Below are 19,499 nucleotides of genomic sequence, written 5' to 3' on the forward strand. Positions count from 1 at the left end.
TTCGGGGCGCTCCTTACTTCGACGCGGCCGGAGCCGGTGCCGAAGCCGGAACGGCAGGGGCCGTACCCCGCGCCTGCCAGGGCACGGCCTTCACGGGGGTGCCTGGCGGCATCATCTGCAGCTTCTGGAAACCGTCCACCATGACCTGCTCGCCGGCCTTCAGTCCGTCCAGGACGACCCACTGCCCCCCTTGCTGGCCACCGATCTTCACCGTGCGTTTCTCGATCTTGCCGTCGGCGCCAACCACCGACACCGTGTCGCCCTGGGCCGAACGCGTCACCGACTGCTGCGGCAGCGTGATGGCGTCGCGGGCAGTCGCCTGCTCCAGACGCACGCGCACGTACAGGCCTGGCAGCAGCGCGCCACCCGGGTTGGGCACCTCGGCGCGCAACGTCACCTGGCCGGTGGTGGGATCGACCGTGAGGTCCGAGAACAGCAGGCGCCCCGGCCTGGCGTATTCGCTGCCATCTTCCAGCACCACGCGCACCGCCGCGGAGCCCTGGCCAGCGTCCTTGAGTTGCCCGCTTTCCATGGCACGCTTCAGGCGCATGGCTTCCGAGGCCGACTGCGTGAAGTTCACAAACAGCGGGTCCACCTGCTGGATCACGGCCAGCGGAGTCGCCTCACCCTGCCCCACCAGCGCGCCTTCGGTCACCAGCGCACGACCGATGCGGCCGGCAATCGGCGCCGTCACGTTGGCATAACCCAGGTTGATGCCCGCGGTCTGCAGCGTGGCCTTGGCCGCCGCCACATCGGCCTCGGCCGCCTTCTGGGCGGCTTCGGCGTTCGCGTATTCCTGCTGGCTGATGGCGTTTTCCGCCACCAGCGGCTTGTAGCGTGCGGCCAGTGCCGACGCCTGTGCGAGGTTGGCCTCGGCCCGCGCCAGACCGGCCCGCGCACTCTGCAGCGTGGCCTGGTAAGGCGCCGCATCGATACGGAACAGCGCCTGACCCGCCTTCACATCGCTGCCTTCGCGGAACAGCCGCTGCTGCAGAATGCCCGCTGCCCGCGCCCGCACCTGCGCCACGCGCGATGCTTCCAGACGACCCGGCAACTCCGTCTGCAGGCCCACGTCACCCGGCGCCACCGTGACCACGCCGACTTCGGGCGCCGGCATGCCGCCACCCGGCGGCGCCGCGGCGGGCGCCTCAGTCTTGCCGCAGGCGACCAGCAGCACAGCCACTGAGATCACCGACAGGCGGCGGGCCCACGACGCCGAGCGACCGGGAGTCGCCAGCGAGGGGTTGAACAGGACGGGAGGCTGGGGACTCTGGGCAGGCATGGGAATCCTTGGAGGCATGACATCGGGAGAGCCGTCTGATGAAGCGGCCGGTATGGCCGTCGCGGGCATACCCAACGAAGGCGAGGGGTTGAAGTATACATACATCCTTGAATGTATGTATAGTCAAACAGACACAAGTCCCCGTATTCATATGAGGACATTTGACAGGAGACATGACATGGTTCGCCGCACCAAAGCCGACGCCGAGGCCACACGCCACAGCCTGCTCGACGCAGCCGAGCACCTGTTTCAGCAGCGCGGTGTTTCACGCACCTCGCTCAACGACATTGCCGTGGCCGCCGGCACCACCCGAGGCGCCATCTACTGGCATTTCAAGGACAAGGCCGACCTATTCAACGCGATGATGGAGCGCGTCACTTTACCGCTGGAAGAAACCCTGGCAGGCATAGGGAAAAAGGCCTCAGCGCTCGACAACCCGCTGCAGCCGCTGCGCGACGCCATCGCTCACGCGCTGCACAAGGCCGCCACCGACGAGCAGACACGGCGCGTGTTCGAGATCGCGACCCTGCAAGTGGAATACAACGACGAAATGCACGCGGTGCGCGCCCGCCACCTCCAGGGCCGCAACGACTGTGTGCAACAGACCGCCAAGATCTTGCGTTCGGCCGCTGACCACCAGGGCCTGACGCTCGACGTCCCGCTGCAGTGCGCAGCCCTGGGTCTGCACGTGATGATCGACGGCCTGATCCAGAACTGGCTGCTCGACACCCACGCATTCGACCTCCGGCGTTGCGGTAGACAGGTGTTGAACACCTACCTGACCGGACTGGGTTTCAGTCAGCCTGACGCTCGGGTACCGCGTCGGCCGGCACCGGCGCGCGGGACGGCAGTTTCAGATGCAGCGCTGCCTGCGCCAGCAGGTTCGCCGAGACGGGCGCCGTCACAAACACAAACAGCGTGATCAGCAGCTCGGCGAAACCCGGGCGCCCCTGCCCTGCTGCGATCAGCATCGACGCAATCAACACACCGCCCACGCCCAGCGTGGAGGCCTTGGTTGGCGCGTGCAGGCGCATATAGAAGTCGGGCAGGCGCGCCAGGCCGATGGCACCCACCAGCAGAAAGAACGCCGCGATCACGATCACGGCGGCCGCGGTCCATTCGATGAAGGGGTTCATGTTCAGGGCTCCTTGCCGTTCATTCCACCACGTCGCCACGGCTGAGGTAGCGCGCCAGTCCCACCGTCGAGGCAAAGCCCAGCATGGCCACCAGCAGCGCGCCTTCAAACAGCAGCGCCGTGTTCCAGCGGATACCCAGCAGCACGATCAGCGCCACCGCGTTCATGTAGAGCGTGTCCAGCGCGAGCACGCGGTCGGTGATGGTGGGACCGCGCGTCAGGCGCACGGCGCACAACAACACCGCCAGTGTCACCGCACCGATGCCGATGTTCAGCGCAATATCGAGCACATTCATGTTTGGCTCCCCGGTTGGAGGTGGAAGGCGCGCAACAGCGGCGCTTCGTAGCGGTTCTTCATGTCGGCGGCCATCGCGGCCGGATCGTCGCAATTGAGCGCATGCACCAGAATCACGCCCTGTTCCTCGTTGATCACCGCCGACACGGTGCCCGGTGTGGTCGTGATGATGCTGGCAAACAGGACGTTGACGCGGTGGTGGTTGCAGGCCAGCGGAACCGGAATCCAGCCGGGTTGCATGCGGTTCAGTGGCCCGAGCACCAGCTTGGCCACCACGATGTTGGAAACCACGATGTCCCACAACACCACGCCCAGCAGGCGGATGGCGGTCGGCCAGTGGATCACGCTGGCCTGCGTCAGGAACGGCTGCAGCAGGCGCGGAATGACCAGCCCGATCAACACGGCCGAGAGCAGGTGCACCGGCTCCAGGCTGTGCGAGAGCGCGAGCCAGCTCACCCCCAGCAGCACCGACAGCACCGGGTGGGCGAACCAGCCGGTCGACGGGTAGCGCTTGCCGCTGTTGTTGACGTTGGGTGAATTCGGGTTCATGGCAGGACCTTCGCGGGCACCGACTCGGCGGCAGGCTGGGCGGGGGTGGCGTTGCGGGAGCCGTCGTAAGGCCGCGCTGTGTTGGCACGCGCACCGCCTTGCGAGCCCAGCACCGCTTCGGCGTAGGCGGCGGTATCGGCCAGTTGCAAGGCCGCCTCATCGGTGTAGCGCTTGACCGGCGATGCCAGCACCGCCAACGCCACCGTGATGGCCATGAAGGCCCAGGCGGCCGAGAGCAGCTTGGCGCTGGAACCCGACGCGACACTCGGCAGCTCGCCGTCGGGCTGAATGTGCCAGAACACGATCACCCCGGCGCGCGCCAGGCCCACGATGGTGAAGAAGCCCACCACCAGCACCACGCTCCAGACCCAGGCCTGCGCCGCCAGTCCCGAAGCGCTCTGCAGGATCATCAGCTTGCCCAGAAAGCCCGGCAGCGGCGGCAGCCCGGAAGCCGATGCGGCACCGAACAGCATCATCATGCCCAGCAGCACCGGTTCGCGCACGGCCACCGCCGGGCGCAGCTTGTCGCCCGCCTCGCCGCGCTGTGCGGCCACCAGCTCGACCAGCAGGAACAGGCCCGCGATCACGATGGTGCTGTGCAGCGTGTAATACAGCGCAGCCGACAGCGTCTCGGGCGTGAACAGACCCACACCGGCGAGGATGGTGCCGACCGATGACACGGTGAGGTAGGCGACCATGCGGCCCATGGTGTGCGCCGCCAGTGCACCCAGCGCACCGAGCACGCTGGTGCTCAGCGCCAGCGGCAGAAGCCAGGCCTGCGCCGCCAGACTGGCCTCGCCCGCCTCGACACCGAAGATGCCCCAGTGCGTGCGGATGATGCTGTAGACACCGACCTTGGTCATGATGGCAAACAGCGCCGCCACCGGCGCACTGGCCGAGGCGTAGGTGCCGGGCAGCCAGAAGTACAGCGGCACCAGCGCGGCCTTGAGGCCGAACACCACCAGCAACACCAGCGCGGCCGCCCGCGCGATCAGTGCCGAGTCACCTGTGAGCTGTGCCACGCGCAAGGCCAGATCGGCCATGTTCAGCGTGCCCGTCACGGCGTAGATCATCGCCAGCCCGATCAGGAACAGGCCCGAACCCGCGAGGTTGAGCACCACGTAGTGCACACCCATGCGCATGCGCTCCCGGCCCTGGCCGTGTAGCAGCAGCACATAGGAAGCGATCAGCAGCACTTCAAAAAACACGAACAGGTTGAACAGGTCACCGGTCAGGAACGCGCCGCTCAGACCCATCAACTGGAAGTGGAAGATGGCGTGAAAGTGGCGTCCGCGCATGTCCCAGCCGCCGGTGGCGTACCAGAGCACAGGCGCTGCCACCAGGTAGGTCAGAAACACCATCAGGGCCGAGAGCCGGTCGAGCACCAGCACGATGCCGAACGGCGCCGACCATTCACCCAACTGGTACACCAGCAGCTCGCCGCTGGCCGCGCGCCAGACCAGCCCGGCCGCCATCACCGTGCCGAGCAGCACCGACGCCAGGCTCAGGCGGCGACGCCAGCGCACCCGGGCGCTGCCGTGCCCGCCGCCCTGTCCCGCCATGCCACCGAAGTCACCCAGCAGCAGCAGACCCATCGCGGTGAACGACGGCAGCAGGACCGAGAGCACCGGTGCGTGTTGCAGCCAGAAAGCCAGGATCGCATCCGTCATCAGCTGCGCTCCCCGTTGCGGGCCGATCGGGCCGCCGGCTGGTAGCCCGTGGCGTGTCCAGGTTCATGGCCGTCCACGTGGTCGCTGCCGCTTTCATGGCGGTTGCGCAGCGCCAGCTCGATCACGAAGCCGGTGGTGGCAAAGCCGATCACGATGGCCGTGAGCACCAGTGCCTGAGGCAGCGGGTCGGCCACCAGCCCTTCGCCCACGAGGATCGGCTGGGCATTGGTCCACAGCCGACCCATCACGAAGATGAACACGTTGACCGCGTAACCGAACAGCGAAAGCCCCAGCACCACCGGGAAACTGCGCCCACGCAACATCAGGTAGATGGCGCAGGCGGTGACAAAACCGATGCCCGTGGCCAGCAAAAATTCCATGCTCATGACTGGCCTCCGGCCGAAGCGGTGTGGGTGGGTGTGCCTTCCCGGCTCACCGAGCCCAGCACCGAGATGGTCAGCAGGGTCGCACCCACCACCGTGAGATAGACCCCGAGATCGAACAGAGCAGCCGAGGCCAGCGGGAGTTCACCCAGCAGCGGCACATGCGGATGCCCATGGGCACTGGTGAGGAAAGGTCGGCTCCACAGGAAGGCGCCTGCACCGGTCAGCCCGGCGATGGACAGGCCGGCGCCGATCCAGCGCACGAAGCGGCGCCCGGCCTGCGCGCGCAACATCGCCTCCGCCCTGGCCTGGCCCAGCGCCATGAACTGCAGCACCAGCGCCACCGCGGTGATCAGGCCGGCAATGAACCCCCCACCGGGCAGGTTGTGGCCGCGCATGAAGATGTAGAGCGTGAACACCAGCGCCAGCGGCAACACCACCGAAGCCGCCACGCGCAGCATCAGCGGCTGGGCCGCAAAGGTCCAGGCCAGGCCTTGCGGGTCGGCCAGTGGCCTGCGGCTGCGCATGCCGTCCATGAGCGCGAGCACACCGATGGCCGCGATGCCCAGCACGGTGATCTCGCCAAAGGTGTCGTAGCCCCGGAAGTCCACCAGGATCACATTGACCACGTTGGTGCCGCCGCCCACGGGCAGCGATTTTTCCAGAAAGTACCAGGAGATGGAGTCGTGGTTGCGCGTGAGCAGCACCCAGGCCACCCAGGCCATGCCCGCGCCGCCGGCCAGCGCCAGCACGCCATCGCGCGCACGGCGCAGCGCCGACGATTCGCGCGGCGAGTGTTGCGGCAACAAGGCCAGTCCCATCAGCAGCAGCACGGTGGACACCACCTCGACGGAGAGCTGCGTCAGCGCCAGATCGGGCGCCGAGAGGCTCACGAAGGTGAGCGAAGTCACCAGCCCGACCACGCCGACCAGCACCACGGCCTGAAAACGCTGGTGGTGCGTGAGCGCGATCGCCGCACAAGCGGCGAACAGCAGCAACCACACGGCGATGGCCAGCGGCGAGGCGGGCAGCAGTTCGCGCGTGCCGGCACCGATGCCCTGGCCCACCAGCTGCGTCGCCGCGGCCACCACCGCCGCACCGATCAGCCAGACCAGGTAGCGCTGCAGTGAGCCGGTCTCCAGGCGGATGGAAATGCGCCCGGCGAGCGAAAACAACCCGTCAATCACACCGTCGAAAATCTGCCGCCCGGTGGCCGGTCCGAACCAGGCCTCGGACTCGATGCGGTGCATGCGCTTGCCGCGTGCCAGCAGCAGGTACAAACCGATGCCCGCGGCCAGCGCGATCGCGCTCATCAGCAGCGGCAGGTTGAAGCCGTGCCAGATCGCCAGGTGGTACTCGGGCAGCGGCTGGCCCACCAGGGCCGTGGCAGCCACGTGCACCAGCGGCCCGAAGGTGATGGCCGGCAACAGGCCCACCACGATGCACATCGACACCAGCAGCATCGCTGGCAGCTTCATGCCCAGTGGTGGCTCGTGCGGGTGCGTGTTCGGCACGTCGCCCAGCGGCCCGTTGAAATACGTGTCGTGAACGAAGCGCAGCGAATAGGCCACGCTGAACACGCCCGCCAGCGTCACCAGCGCCGGCACCACCCAGCTCCAGATGCCCGCCGTGCCCACCACCGCTTCGGTGAAGAACATTTCCTTGGACAGGAACCCGTTGGTCAGCGGCACGCCCGCCATCGACGCGGCCGCCACCATCGAGAGCGTGGCCGTCCAGGGCATGAGCTTGTAGAGGCCGCCGAGCTGGCGCATGTCGCGCGAATGCGTTTCGTGGTCGACGATGCCCGCGATCATGAACAGCGAGGCCTTGAAGGTGGCGTGGTTGAGCACGTGGAACACCGCGGCCACGGCGGCCAGCGGTGAACCCAGCCCGATCAGGAAGACGATCAGGCCCAGGTGGCTCACGGTCGAATACGCCAGCAGTCCCTTGAGGTCGTGCTTGAAAAGGGCGATGAAGGCCGCGAACAGCACCGTGGCCAGACCTGCCACGGTGACGATCACCTCGAACCAGCCCGAACCCGCCAGCACCGGGTACATGCGCATCAGCAGGAACACGCCCGCCTTCACCATGGTGGCCGAATGCAGGTAGGCCGACACCGGCGTGGGGGCGGCCATGGCGTCGGGCAGCCAGAAGTGAAACGGGAATTGCGCGCTCTTGGTGAAGGCGCCGAGCAGGATCAGCAGCAGCGCCGGCACAAACATCGGATCGGCCTGGATCATGGCCACACGGCCCACCATCTCGCTCAACTCGTAGGTGCCCGCGATCTGACCCAGCAACACGAAGCCGCCCAGCATCGCCAGACCACCGCCGCCGGTCACGGCCAGCGCCTGGCGCGCTCCAGCCCGCGCATCGGCGCGGTGGCTCCAGAAGCCGATCAGCAGGAAAGACGACAGGCTGGTGAGCTCCCAGAACACCACCAGCAACAGCAGGTTGTCCGACAGCGCCACACCCAGCATGGCCGCCATGAACAGCATCATCTCGCTGAAGAACTTGCCCGCCGAATCCTTCGGGCTCAGGTAGAAGTGCGCGTAGAGCACGATCAGCAGGCCGATGAACAGGATCAGCCCAGCAAACAGCAGAGAGAGGCCGTCCAGCCGGAACGTCAGGTTCAGCCCGATCTCGGGCACCCAGGTCCAGACGTTGCGCACCGTCTCGCCCGCCATCACCGCAGGCGCATGGCTCAGCAGCACGGCCAGGCTGGCAGCGGTGACCGCGCCGGCCGCCAGGGCGGTCAACAGACGGGACCTCGGGCCGAGCCAGAATGTGGCTGCGGTGCCCAGTAAAAGTGGCAACAACACGATCAATAACAGCACGGCTCTTCTTTCAGGTTGGCCTGCGATTCTAAAAGGCTCACGCGCCGAGCCTCCCGACAGGCCGTCGATCCGCTTTTGCGCGGGCGCAAACTCAGTGCCTCTCAGGTTCGCTCAGCGTCGGCCGCAAGGTCCAGGCCAGACGCGAACCCAGTCCCACCACCACGCCCACCGCCCAGAACACACCGGCCACGCCGACCACCACACCGGCCGATCCGAACAGCAGCGGCATCACCACACTGGAGCCATTGATGGCCATGGCCCGCAGGCCCAGGGCCTCGCCATGGCGATGGTGGGGTGTGATCTGGTGCAGCGTGCTCATGATCATGGGTTGCACCAGCCCCAGCGCCAGTCCCAGGCCGATGGACAAGGCGCCCATGGCCCAAGCCGCATGGACCAGCGGGTAGACCGAAAACAGGAGCGCCGTCACCACCATGGCCGTGCCGATCACCACCGACTCGCGCAGATGGGCCGCCAACCAGGGCATGGCCAGCCGGATCGCCGTGGCCGCCAGCGCGAACGCACCGAGGATCGAGCCGATCACCGTAGCGCTGAGATCGCGCTCGTGGCCGATCACCGGCACCAGAAAAGTGTGCACATCCCAGCACGAGGACAACAGCCAGTTGATCAGCATGAGGCGCCGGAAGTCGGGCTGGCGCAGCAGGTTCCACGAAGAACCGCTGGCGCCGCGCTGGGCGGGCGCCAACGGCTCGTGCTCCACCACGCTGCGCACCCAGAACCAGGCCAGCGACGGCAGCAGAGCCAGCAGCAGGTAGGCCGCCCTGAAACCCCAGGCGTCGATCATCAAGCCGGCCGCGAACGGCCCAAGGAAGTTGGAGATGGATGGCCCGATCGCCATCCAGCTGAACACCTGCTTGAGTTCGGTGGCGTTCGTGGCCATCCGGCCCACGTGGCGCTGCAGCGCGATCATGGCCAGGCCCGTGGCCGCGCCGCAGGCCAGCGCCGTCAGGCACAACACGGGGAACACCGGCCAGGCCACCGCAGCCGCTGCGCCCAGCGTGGCCGTGCCGATGGACAGGGCAAACGGTTTTTTGAGCCCGCGCCGGTCGGCGTAGCGCCCGGCGGGCAGCGCCAGGAACACCTGGGCCAGCGCAAACAGCGCCAGCAGCATGCCCACCGCCGCAGCGCTGTGACCTTCGCGCAGCGCCATCAGCGGCGCGGCCATGCGAAAGCCGGTCATGCAGGCGTGCAGGCTGACCTGCGCCGCGATCAGGCGCGCCAGCCCGACTCGCAGGCGCGTGCTCAAACCTCCCCGCGGTCGTTGGGATCGAGCGGCAGCAGCGCGCTGGCCTGTTCCTGCGGCAGCGCCTCCACCGTCTTGAGCGCGCGGCTCATGGCGCGACTGCGCGTCTCGGCGTTGTCCAGCGTGTTGAGCACGGTCTGCGTCTGGCTCTTGACCTTGGCCAGCACATCGCCGAACTTGCCGAACTCGGTCTTGACCGCGCCCAGCACCTGCCAGACCTCGCTGCTGCGCTTTTCCAGCGCCAGCGTGCGAAAACCCATCTGCAGCGAATTGAGCATGGCCATCAGCGTGGTCGGGCCCGCCAGCGTGACACGGTATTCGCGCTGCAGCACCTCCATCAGCCCCGGGCGGCGCAGCACCTCGGCGTAAAGCCCTTCGGTGGGCAGGAACAGGATGGCGAAGTCCGTGGTGTGCGGCGGCTCCAGGTACTTGTCGGCCATGCTTTTGGCTTCGAACCTGATGCGCTGCTCCAGCCCGCGCGCGGCCGCTTCGGCACCGTCCACGTCGGCGCGCTGCTGTGCGTCGAGCAGGCGTTCGTAGTCTTCGTTCGGAAACTTGGCGTCGATCGGCAGCCAGCAGGGTGCACCGTCGTCGCCGCGCCCCGGCAGCTTGATGGCGAAGTCCACCACGTTGCGGCTTCCCGGGCGCGTGGCGACCTGGGTGGCGTACTGGTCGGGCGCGAACACCTGCTCCAGCAGGGCGCCGAGCTGGGCTTCGCCGAACATGCCGCGGGTTTTCACGTTGGTCAGCAGGTGTTTCAGATCGCCCACGCCCTGCGCCAGCGTCTGCATCTCGCCCAGGCCCTTGTGCACCTGCTCCAGCCGGTCGGCCACCTGTTTGAAGCTCTCGCCCAGCCGCGCCTGCAGCGTGCTCTGCAGCTTCTCGTCCACGGTCGCGCGCATCTCGTCCAGTTTGGCGGCGTTGCTCTGCTGCAGTTGCGAGAGCTGGCCGTCCAGCGTGGTGCGGATCTCGGCCAGACGGCGCGCGTTGCCCTCGCTCATGTCCTGCAGCTGGCGCGTGAGCGTGTCGCCCAAGGTGCCACGCAGTTGCACCAGTTGCTGGGCAAAAGCGTCGATCTGCGCGTTCTGCGTGCGCGTGGCCTCGGCGGCCTGCTGCCCCATGCCCAGGCTGATCGCCTGCAACTGCTGGGTGAGCGTATCGCCCAGGGTGCCGCGCAGTTGCAGCAACTGATGGGCAAACGCGTCGAGCTGGGTGTTCTGCGTGCGCGTGGCCTCGGCGTCCTGGCGCGTCAGCGTTTCCTGGAAGGTGGCCAGGGTCTGCTGGATCTCCTGCCGGCCACCGCGCGAGCTGTCGCTGATCTCGCGGCGCAGTTCGCTCTCGATGTGTTCCATGCGCTGCGCCTGGTTTTGCAGCGAGCCCAGCAGCAACTGGCGGTGCGCCAGCTCAGCGGCGTCCACCGGCCGGCGCCGCAACAACAGCCACAGCAACAGCAGCAGGATCAACCCCTGCAACAGCAAACCCAGGACCATCCAGAACGACACGGATTCAAACATGCGGACGATTATCGGCGAGGCCCGGGCACGTCCGGGCGCTCTATAGAATGACCCGATCCCATTTTCAGGAGCCCCCCATGAGCGTCTACGACAAGCTTTCCCAACTCGGCATCGAACTGCCGCCCGTGGCCATCCCGGCCGCCGCCTACGTGCCCTTCGTGCAGACCGGCAATCTCATCTTTCTGAGCGGCCACATTGCCAAGAAAGACGGCAAACCCTGGGTCGGTCAGCTCGGCCTGACCACCACCACCGAAGAAGGCAAGCTCGCCGCCCGCGCCATCGCCATCGACCTCATGGGCACGCTCGCCGCCGCCTGCCTGGTCACCGGCAAGACGCTGGACGACGTGAAGCGCATCGTCAAGGTCATGAGCCTGGTCAACAGCACCGGCACCTTCACCGAACAGCACCTGGTCACCAACGGCTGCAGCGAACTGCTGGGCGAAGTGTTCGGCCCCCAAGCTGGCGCCCACGCCCGCAGCGCGTTTGGCGTGGCGCAGATTCCGATGGGTGCCTGTGTGGAAATCGAGCTGATCGCCGAACTGGGGTGAAAAAGACAAAGCTGACCGAACCGTCTTGAGATCGGCCCTGATCCCGTTGTTTGCTGCAAGTGAATGAATCGCTGGGGTTTGTCACTTCGTTTTAATCGACCAGGGTTGCGTCCCTTTCAGGTCACCATCAGCGATTGCAGCTCGTTCATGGTGTCGGTTGCCGACGCTCTGGAGTGTTCGACGACGAAACCGGCGATGGTCGAAATCCCTTGGGCCGCGGCCAGGTGGTGTGCATCAAGACCCCGGGTCGGCACAAAACGACCACATGCAACCCAACGCTCGAGCCGGGCGGTCATCTCCGGGAAACGCCGCTGAGAACGCAAGGTGACAGATTGGGTGACGTGGGCTCCGGCGCGTGCGGTGGCCGAGGCGTGCAACAGCACCTGAGCGCTGGAGGCATTGAGACGGAAGTTGGGGTCAAACGCCACGAGTTGACCTTCATCCGTTTCGCCGACATCGCAGCCGGCGATCCCAATGAAACCGGCCTGACGTGCCCGTTCCCCGATTGTCGTCATCAACGTCTCCATTTCCGATGATGGCGCGTCGTTGGCATCGATCAAGCTACCCGATTGCTTGCCAGGCCGATCGAAGATCTGCTCGGCGCAGCCGGCGTAAATCACTTGGTCGGGGCTCACGAGAATGCAAGCGCACCAACTGCGGCGCACCTTGATATGGGATTCCATGATCAGGGTGCCTTTCGGGTCGAGCGTCTCCAGCTCATCAAGAGCGGCCTGGTAGCTGGAGCTGTCGGCACAGTGCCTGACCGCATAACCCCATCCTGTGGCTGCATCACCGGCCACCTTCAGCCAGACCGGAAACGTGAACGTCATTGGCCAGGCTTGCGCATGGTTGACCAAGTGCCGGGGTGCCAGGTTTTGAGGCGGTACCAGCAGATGCAGCCGGCTCTTGGCGTTGAGATCGTGCCACAGGGAATTCGGAACCAGCAGTGCGCTGTCGTCGTACAAGGCTGGTGGCATTGGGTATGCGGACAGAATCCGGTGGCCTTCCTGCACAAGCTGTCGCGCCAGTGCGTGGGCTTCCTCGCCCGTGTCGTAGCGCAGCGTGGTTTCCTCGACGCGAAGGCCGGCCAGCGTCATGAGGTCCAGAAACGCCACCGTGGCACAGGAACGGTGTCGCACGGCAGCGCGCCGTCCGAACATCCCCAGTCCGATGCCAGTGACAGCCTCCAGATTGACAGGCTGGAATCCGAGCAAGCGCGTCTGGTGCAAATCGGTTCTGGCCATGAAGACCGCGTCCGGTGGCAGCAAGGCGTCCAGATCGATCAGCCAGCTCAACGGCATGGTCATGGCAGGAATTCCTCGATGCCCCGGGACAGGTGTGTCAGCCTGGGAGAGTCAGGGTCGCCAGCGTAGGCGGGTGTCTTGTTCAGGTCCAGCACGATCGGTTTGCCTTCATGCATGACGTAATCGAATTTTCCAAAATCGAAACCCGCGCGTTGCTTCAAGTCGATCAGTTCGTCCGGTACGTCGTCAATGAACTCGTGCCGCACCAGGTTACCGGCCTTGACCATGTGGTCGGTGCCCAGCAGCCGCCAGCCGTAGCTGAAGGAGCCCAGGAACATCCATCCCCGGATGCAGTAGAGATCACCGTCACGCTCAGGCATGAACCGTTCAACGATGTAGGCCGGGTTGCGCCAGACCCACCCTGGAACATCACGGATGGAGGGCACCACGGGGTAGTGCCGGTCCGGCAACTGGCCGGCCAGTTGCCACGGCCTGGCAGTGAGCCTGACCCGCGGGGACGGCATGTGGTGTTCTGGCGGAAGACAAGCCAGACCTTCGGGCAACCCAAAATGGTTGAGATCGGTTTTCACAATGACCGGGCCGTCCCAGTCGCCATCCCGGGAAAGTCGCAGGGTCGAGTACAGGCTCTTGGAGATATCCCGTACCGCCCCATTGATCACAGCCCGTCCCGCAGGAGGTGTGGGAGCATCGGCGTCGTTCAGACGGGTTTTGTCGACATGAAGCACGCAGGCATCGGCTCCGGGGTCATAGACGGGGCCTGATGTTGACACGATGCCTCGCGCTTCCCAGCGTTTGGTCAGGTGATGAAGTACATAGAAATTCGGTAGCGCCTGTTGCCCACAGGCGATGCTGATCAAGGTCATGACCGGTACTCACGGGAGTCTCATGGACAGGAGGAATAGTCGACGCGCCGGAGTCATGGACAAGCCGACAGGCGCGGCTGTGGGAAAGCGGTACTGAGCAGCGGGTACAGGCGAGAGATCCAGACAAGAAGCGCCCACCTTCATCACACATCCGCCGCATCTACACAACCTGATATTGATCATAGCCCGTTGCAGTCCTTTGCCTGCTCGCCCTGCATGGCAACACCTTGTCTGCGGTTCTTGTTCATCGAAGCGCGATGTTCGCTCCACGTTTCCTTCCCACGATCGGTCACCCTGACACAGTTGCCCTTCACCGTTGCCCTTCACTTTGCTCACGGTGACCAGATCGCAGCGGGACTTGCACCCGCAGGTGTGTGACCATGCCGGGCGCACAAAAAAAAGAGGCACCGAAGTGCCTCTTTTTAAGGGAAGGAGCGGCCCGAAGGCCGTTCACACCGGGATCAGACCTTGGAAGCCTTCTTGGCCAGGTCGGTGGCCTGCTTGGAAGCGACGGCGAAGTTGGCCTGGGCGGTGGCCGAGGCTTTCTTGATGGTGGCCTGAGCCGTTTCAACAGCCTTCTGGCCCTGGCTCAGCGCGCTCTGCAGAGCGGCGACGGCGGCTTCGGAGCCGGCCGGTGCGTTCTTCACCAGTTGGTCCACGGAGGCGCCGATGGCCTTCTGTGCGTCAGCCACGGTGGCTTCGAACTGCTTGGTGAAATCGGCACTGCCTTCGGTGGCGATGCTCTGCACGTGCTGGAAGTAAGCGGTCGACTTTTCAGCCAGGGGCTGGAAGAAGGCGGCTTGCAGGCTCATGAATTCCTGGGGCGTCTTGACGGACATCACGGCCTTGGCGTGGTTGAAGGACTCGCCCAGGGCGGCTTTGGAAGCGGCCATGTTGAGCTCGACCAGCTTTTCCACGCCAGCGTAAGCCTTCTTGGCGGCGCCTTCGAAGGCGTCCATGTTGGCTTTGTTGGCGGCGATGATCTGTTCAGCGGGGTTGTTCATTTCGGGTTCCTTGAGGTGGAGGGTTGAAGGAGCCGCTCTTGGACATGTCCCGGATCACCGAGTTATGTTGCAGTGCAGCATGAACGCGATTCTACGGGTAATCCCGGGGATGGCAAGCGTTTTTTGCTGCAGTGCAGCAATGTTAGAGGCATTCCCCAAAAGCAGGGGGTTCGCTGGCGATCGCAGGTCGCCGGACGCTCGTGCTCAGAACCAGGTCGTGACCGCGTCCACCACGCGGTAGGCGTCGTCCACAACCGGCATCCAGCGCCATTTGTCAAACGTGGTGCAGGGGTGCGAAATGCCGGAGGCCACGGTTTCGCCGAGCACGGGCCATTCCTCCTCAGGGGCCGAGGCGTCGTAGCGCAGGTAGGCGTGCTGGTCGTTGAGCGCGTCGATGCGCCAGTGGGTGGGCACGCCGCGAGGCGCGCCAACCTGCCCGTCAGAGCGCCAGATCGGCAGGGGCAGATCGAGGTCGTGAGACACGTCGCGCCGACCCATGCTGAGCAGGGCCAGGCCGGGCTCGGGGCAGCTCTGCACGCAGGCCAGCACCTCCAGCGCGGGCTTCAGGGTTTCACGCAGGTTCAGGCGCTCGGCCACACAGCAGAGGTAACGGGTGTAGCGCTGGTGGTCGTGTGTGAGGTAGCAGCCCGAACGCAGCACGCCACGCACCGGCCGGCCCAGGTCTGGCGTGAGCCGCTCGGCCACCAGATCGAAGATGGCGGAGCCACCGGCGCTGAGGATGATTTCTTCATGGGCGAACCAGTCCTGCCCGATGGCTTCGCGGGCGACGGCGTCCACCCGGTCCATCAAGTCGTGCACAGTGGCGCGGTCCTGGGTGTGGTCGCAGGTCGCGGTGGTGCCTTCGTAGCACTCGATGCCGGCGAGCCGGAGCACCGGGCTGGCAGCGATGCGCCGCGCGATCTGCCGGGCTTCTTCGGCCGTGCGGCAGCCGGTGCGCTGGCCAGCGATGCCCAGCTCCAGCAGCACCTCGAACCGGCCTGCGAAACCGCGTGCCGTGGCCCAGGCTTCGATGGCATCCACCTGCCCGACCGAATCGACGAGGAACATCGAACGCAGCGCAGGCTGCTCGGCGTGCAGCAACGCCAGCGCGTCCAGCTCGGCGCGCTGGATCACCTGGTTCGCGATCAGCAGCACCGGCACGCCATGCCGCGCGCCCACCGCCGCCTGGAACACAGTGGCAAAGCTGATGCCCCAGGCGCCGGCGTCCAGCTGCATCTGCCACAGTTCTGGCGACATGCTGGTCTTGCCGTGCGGCGCGATGGACAGGCCGCGCTGCGCGCAGAAGTCGCGCATCCAGTGCAGATTGTGCTGCAAGGCGCTCTGATTGATCACCGCCAGCGGCAGGGCCAGGTCACCGCGCAGCAGCTGCCAGTCCTGTTCTGCCACCTGCCCGCGCGTGAGCGGCGCGCTCCCAATGGGGAAGCTCTTGAGGTGGGGACCGAAGGGGCGTTGGTTGTGCATGGTGACGGTTTTCATCAGCGCTGCGCCCGGCGGGAGCCCATCAGCCCTTGTTTTTGCGCGCCTGAGCGCGCCGCACCTGACGGCTTTGCGAGGCCTGAGCGGTGGCCTCGTCGCGGGCCTGGCGGCGCTTTCTCAACACCGCCGCGATCACCCTGGCGATGCCGAAGGCGATGGCGAAGCTGACCGCCGCCACCACCACCCCGGAAACGCTGAGGTCCATCACTCCACCCGTGTGACGCGGTTGGGCTTGAAGCCCAGATCGGCCGCCTTGCCCTTGCGGGCGCGGGCAGCACGGGCGTTGTTGAGGCTGCGGATCTCCAGCGTTTCGTCGCGATCCTTGCCGCCGCGGCCAATGCCTTCGATCTTCACGCTACGGGTGTAGGCCGCAGCGCCGGCGAGCGTGTCCTTGGCTTCGAGGTCGATCAGCATCAGGCCGCGCCCGCCCTTCTCCATCGCCTTGAGTTCGGCGATTTCAAAGGTGAGGATGCGGCCACCGGTGGAGGCGCAGGCCACGTGCGTCGCCGGCAGCAGCGGCTGACTGCCCGAGGTGTTGGCCACGTGCGAAGGCGCGCAGATGGTCTCGCCCTCCCCTACGCTGATGAAGGCTTTGCCGGCTCGCTGGCGCGACACCAGGTTTTCCACCGTCGCCAGGAAGCCGTAGCCACCGGTGCCGCTGAGCAGCAGCGTGGCACTGGCCGTGCCGGCGAAGTAGTGCAGCGGTTGTGTGCCGCTTTCGAGTTCGATCAGTGTGGTGATGGGCTGGCCGTCGCCCCGTGCGCCGGGCAGGCTGGCCACCGGCACCGAGTACACACGGCCGTTGCTGCCAAAGACAATGAGCAGGTCCACCGTACGGCACTCGAACGTGCCGTACAGGCCATCGCCCGCCTTGAACGCGAAGCTGCCGGCCTCGTGGCCGTGGCCGGTGCGCGCACGCACCCAGCCCTTGCTGGAGATGACGACCGTGACAGGCTCGTCCACCACCTTGATTTCGGCCACGGCCTTTTTCTCGGTCTGGATCAGCGTGCGGCGCGCGTCCGCAAAGGTCTTGGCATCGGCCTCGATCTCCTTGACCATCAGGCGCTTCAAGCTGGCCGGGTTGCCCAGGATGTCTTCGAGCTTGCCCTGCTCTTCGCGCAGGTCCTTCAGTTCCTGCTGAATCTTGATCGCTTCGAGTCGCGCCAGCTGGCGCAGACGGATTTCAAGGATGTCTTCGGCCTGCCGGTCGCTGAGCTTGAAGGCCGCGATCAGCGCGGGCTTGGGCTCGTCGCTGTGGCGGATGATGCGGATCACCTCGTCGATGTTCAGCAGCACGAGCTGCCGGCCTTCGAGGATGTGGATGCGGTCGAGCACCTTGTTCAGGCGGTGCTGCGTGCGGCGCACGATGGTGGACTGGCGGAACTCGATCCACTCGCTCAGCATGAGCCGCAGGCTCTTCTGCGTCGGCCGCCCGTCCAGGCCGATCATGGTCAGGTTGATCGGCGACGAACTTTCCAGGCTGGTGTGGGCCAGCAATGCGGTGATGAGTTCCTGCTGTTCGATGCGGCTGCTCTTGGGCTCGAACACCAGGCGCACGGGTGCGTCTTTGCTCGATTCGTCGCGCACCACGTCCAGCACCATGAGCATGCTGGCTTTCAGCTGCGTCTGGTCCTGGCTCAGCGCCTTCTTGCCGGCCTTCACCTTGGGGTTGGTGATCTCTTCGATCTCTTCCAGCACGCGCTGGGTGCTCACGCCGGGCGGCAGCTCGTTCACCACGAGTTGCCACTGGCCGCGCGCGAGGTCTTCGATCTTCCAGCGCGCGCGCACTTTCAGGCTGCCGCGGCCACTGCGGTAGGCGTCGGCGATGTCACCGGCCGGGCTGATGATCTGGCCGCCGCCGGGGTAGTCAGGGCCGGGGATGATGGCGAACAGCTCCTCGTCGCTGAGCTTGGGCGTCTTGATCAACGCCACGCAGGCGTCGGCCACCTCGCGCAGGTTGTGGCTGGGAATTTCGGTGGCCAGGCCCACGGCAATGCCGCTGGCGCCATTGAGCAGGTTGAACGGCAGGCGCGCGGGCAGTTGCTTCGGCTCTTCGAACGAGCCGTCGTAGGTGGGGATGAAGTCCACCGTGCCCTGGTCGATCTCGTCGAGCAGCAGGCCGGTGATCCTGGCCAGGCGCGCTTCGGTGTAGCGCATGGCGGCGGCGCCGTCGCCGTCGCGGCTGCCGAAGTTGCCCTGGCCGTCGATCAGGGGGTAGCGCTGCGAGAAGTCCTGCGCCATGCGCACCAGCGCGTCATACGCGGCGCTGTCGCCGTGCGGGTGGTATTTGCCGAGCACGTCGCCGACCACGCGCGCGCTCTTGACCGGCTTGGCGGCGGTGTTGCCGCTGTAGCCCAGCCCCATGCGGTCCATGGCGTAGAGGATGCGGCGCTGCACCGGCTTCTGGCCATCGCACACGTCGGGCAGGGCACGGCCCTTGACGACGGAGAGTGCGTATTCGAGGTAGGCGCGTTGGGCGTAGGTGGCGAGATTGTCGGCTTCAGGCTCGCCGGGCAGGCCCAGCGGGAGTTCGGGAGTGAGGGTGTCCATGAAGAGGCGGGTTCAGATTCAGAGTTTGGCTGTGGGCAAAGCGCCCTGCCCCGGCATGATGCCGGTAGATGAGGTGGCCGTTCGCTGGCGCGACAAGGTGCGCGGCGGCAGGAGGTTCTGGTGCAGTTGCGTCACCTTGCGCACGTAGTCGCGGGTTTCTCGGTAGTTGGGGATGCGCCGGCCGGCGCGCATCACCGCGCCCTCACCCGCGTTGTAGGCGGCGAGCGCGAGTTCGGTTTCGCCGTCGAAGTACTTGAGCAGCCACGCCAGGTAGCTGGCGCCGGCGAGGATGTTGGTGCGCGGATCGGTGAGCCGCTCCTGCAGGGTTTCGGCACGACTGGGCCTGACGCCAAAGCGCCTGGCGGTGTCGGGCATGAGCTGCATCAGGCCGACCGCGCCTTTGGGACTGACCGCGCGGGCATTGAAGCCCGACTCGGTGGCGATCACGGCTTTGAGCAACTCGTATTCGAGCCCGTGCGCCGTGGCGGCCTCGCGGATCAGGTGGCGCACCGCCTTGTAAGACGTGGACACCGCGAACCGGGCCTGCAGCCGCGGCGCATAGGCGGCGCCCGGTGTGATGCTGGACGACTTCTTGCCCGGGCGCTGGCCACCCCGGTAAAACAGTTCGTAGCGGCGATCGACCTGGTGGTCGGCAAAGTGGGACTCACCGTGCCGGTCCACATAGCCCCAGATCTCGGCCCAGGCGGGCGCAGACAGCGAGAGCACCACCGCCATGGCGGTGCCCTGCAGCCAGCGGCGCAGCGACTCACGCAGCGGCGGAGCGTGGTGGTGAACCGACCGCAGCGAAGGGCCGCCCCGAGCAAGGTCAGCCCCCTTGGGGGGCAGCAA

Annotated in this window: 17 protein-coding genes and 1 pseudogene; 2 read left to right on the top strand and 16 right to left on the bottom strand. The window is 66.2% G+C overall.

Annotation, left to right across the window (positions count from 1 at the left end; genetic code table 11):
- Positions 1–13: 13 nt before the first annotated feature.
- Positions 14–1,282: an efflux RND transporter periplasmic adaptor subunit gene (locus tag AC23D4_RS05760; RefSeq protein ID WP_472889085.1), complete on the bottom strand. Its 1,269-nt coding sequence runs from the start codon at positions 1,280–1,282 to the stop codon at positions 14–16.
- 178 nt (positions 1,283–1,460) lie between these two features.
- On the opposite strand from AC23D4_RS05760, the gene AC23D4_RS05765 reads away from it, so the two are divergent.
- A complete protein-coding gene (locus AC23D4_RS05765; protein WP_472889086.1) occupies positions 1,461–2,204 on the top strand; it encodes a TetR family transcriptional regulator in 744 nt (247 codons plus the stop codon).
- Here AC23D4_RS05765 and mnhG read toward each other — a convergent pair.
- The 8 genes and pseudogenes from mnhG to AC23D4_RS05805 form a co-directional block, all read right to left on the bottom strand.
- A pseudogene (gene mnhG / locus AC23D4_RS05770) lies at positions 2,161–2,418 on the bottom strand (monovalent cation/H(+) antiporter subunit G); the annotation flags it as partial. The gene AC23D4_RS05765 and the pseudogene mnhG overlap by 44 nt on opposite strands.
- A 19-nt stretch (positions 2,419–2,437) precedes the next feature.
- A complete protein-coding gene (locus AC23D4_RS05775) occupies positions 2,438–2,713 on the bottom strand; it encodes a K+/H+ antiporter subunit F (protein WP_305362505.1) in 276 nt (91 codons plus the stop codon).
- The gene (locus tag AC23D4_RS05780) at positions 2,710–3,261 is read right to left on the bottom strand and encodes a Na+/H+ antiporter subunit E (RefSeq protein ID WP_472889087.1); all 552 of its coding nucleotides are present in this window, start codon (positions 3,259–3,261) and stop codon (positions 2,710–2,712) included. Before AC23D4_RS05780 ends, AC23D4_RS05775 begins: the two co-directional genes overlap by 4 nt.
- Entirely contained in the window at positions 3,258–4,931 is a 1,674-nt protein-coding gene (locus tag AC23D4_RS05785; RefSeq protein WP_472889088.1) for a monovalent cation/H+ antiporter subunit D, read from the bottom strand. Before AC23D4_RS05785 ends, AC23D4_RS05780 begins: the two co-directional genes overlap by 4 nt.
- The gene (locus tag AC23D4_RS05790) at positions 4,931–5,317 is read right to left on the bottom strand and encodes a Na+/H+ antiporter subunit C (RefSeq protein ID WP_472889089.1); all 387 of its coding nucleotides are present in this window, start codon (positions 5,315–5,317) and stop codon (positions 4,931–4,933) included. Before AC23D4_RS05790 ends, AC23D4_RS05785 begins: the two co-directional genes overlap by 1 nt.
- Complete coding sequence (locus AC23D4_RS05795; protein ID WP_472889090.1) at positions 5,314–8,148, bottom strand: monovalent cation/H+ antiporter subunit A; 2,835 nt, start codon at positions 8,146–8,148, stop codon at positions 5,314–5,316. Before AC23D4_RS05795 ends, AC23D4_RS05790 begins: the two co-directional genes overlap by 4 nt.
- Before the next feature lie 91 nt (positions 8,149–8,239).
- Positions 8,240–9,400 carry an MFS transporter gene (locus AC23D4_RS05800; RefSeq protein WP_472889128.1) on the bottom strand — a complete coding sequence of 387 codons (1,161 nt, stop codon included), beginning with the start codon at positions 9,398–9,400 and terminating at the stop codon, positions 8,240–8,242.
- An 8-nt stretch (positions 9,401–9,408) separates the two neighbouring features.
- A complete protein-coding gene (locus AC23D4_RS05805) occupies positions 9,409–10,923 on the bottom strand; it encodes a DNA recombination protein RmuC (RefSeq protein ID WP_472889091.1) in 1,515 nt (504 codons plus the stop codon).
- 77 nt (positions 10,924–11,000) lie between these two features.
- On the opposite strand from AC23D4_RS05805, the gene AC23D4_RS05810 reads away from it, so the two are divergent.
- Positions 11,001–11,471, top strand: a complete 471-nt coding sequence (locus tag AC23D4_RS05810; protein WP_472889092.1) for a RidA family protein — start codon at positions 11,001–11,003, stop codon at positions 11,469–11,471.
- 116 nt (positions 11,472–11,587) lie between these two features.
- Here the strand turns inward: AC23D4_RS05810 and AC23D4_RS05815 are convergent, their stop codons facing one another.
- The 7 genes from AC23D4_RS05815 to AC23D4_RS05845 form a co-directional block, all read right to left on the bottom strand.
- Positions 11,588–12,778 (bottom strand): hypothetical protein, encoded by a 1,191-nt coding sequence (locus tag AC23D4_RS05815; protein ID WP_472889093.1) that lies wholly within the window; start codon positions 12,776–12,778, stop codon positions 11,588–11,590.
- Entirely contained in the window at positions 12,775–13,599 is an 825-nt protein-coding gene (locus AC23D4_RS05820) for a hypothetical protein (RefSeq protein ID WP_472889094.1), read from the bottom strand. Before AC23D4_RS05820 ends, AC23D4_RS05815 begins: the two co-directional genes overlap by 4 nt.
- Positions 13,600–14,060: 461 nt before the next feature.
- Complete coding sequence (locus AC23D4_RS05825) at positions 14,061–14,603, bottom strand: phasin family protein (protein WP_472889095.1); 543 nt, start codon at positions 14,601–14,603, stop codon at positions 14,061–14,063.
- A gap of 204 nt (positions 14,604–14,807) precedes the next feature.
- On the bottom strand, positions 14,808–16,100 hold the full coding sequence (locus tag AC23D4_RS05830) for an amino acid deaminase (protein ID WP_487623709.1): 1,293 nt from the start codon (positions 16,098–16,100) through the stop codon (positions 14,808–14,810).
- Between the two features lie 25 nt (positions 16,101–16,125).
- On the bottom strand, positions 16,126–16,305 hold the full coding sequence (locus AC23D4_RS05835) for a hypothetical protein (protein ID WP_472889097.1): 180 nt from the start codon (positions 16,303–16,305) through the stop codon (positions 16,126–16,128).
- Positions 16,305–18,650, bottom strand: a complete 2,346-nt coding sequence (gene parC, locus AC23D4_RS05840) for a DNA topoisomerase IV subunit A (protein WP_472889098.1) — start codon at positions 18,648–18,650, stop codon at positions 16,305–16,307. Before parC ends, AC23D4_RS05835 begins: the two co-directional genes overlap by 1 nt.
- A gap of 18 nt (positions 18,651–18,668) precedes the next feature.
- Positions 18,669–19,499 carry a lytic transglycosylase domain-containing protein gene (locus AC23D4_RS05845; protein ID WP_472889099.1) on the bottom strand — a complete coding sequence of 277 codons (831 nt, stop codon included), beginning with the start codon at positions 19,497–19,499 and terminating at the stop codon, positions 18,669–18,671.

This window comes from Hydrogenophaga sp. L76 (genome assembly GCF_057654755.1).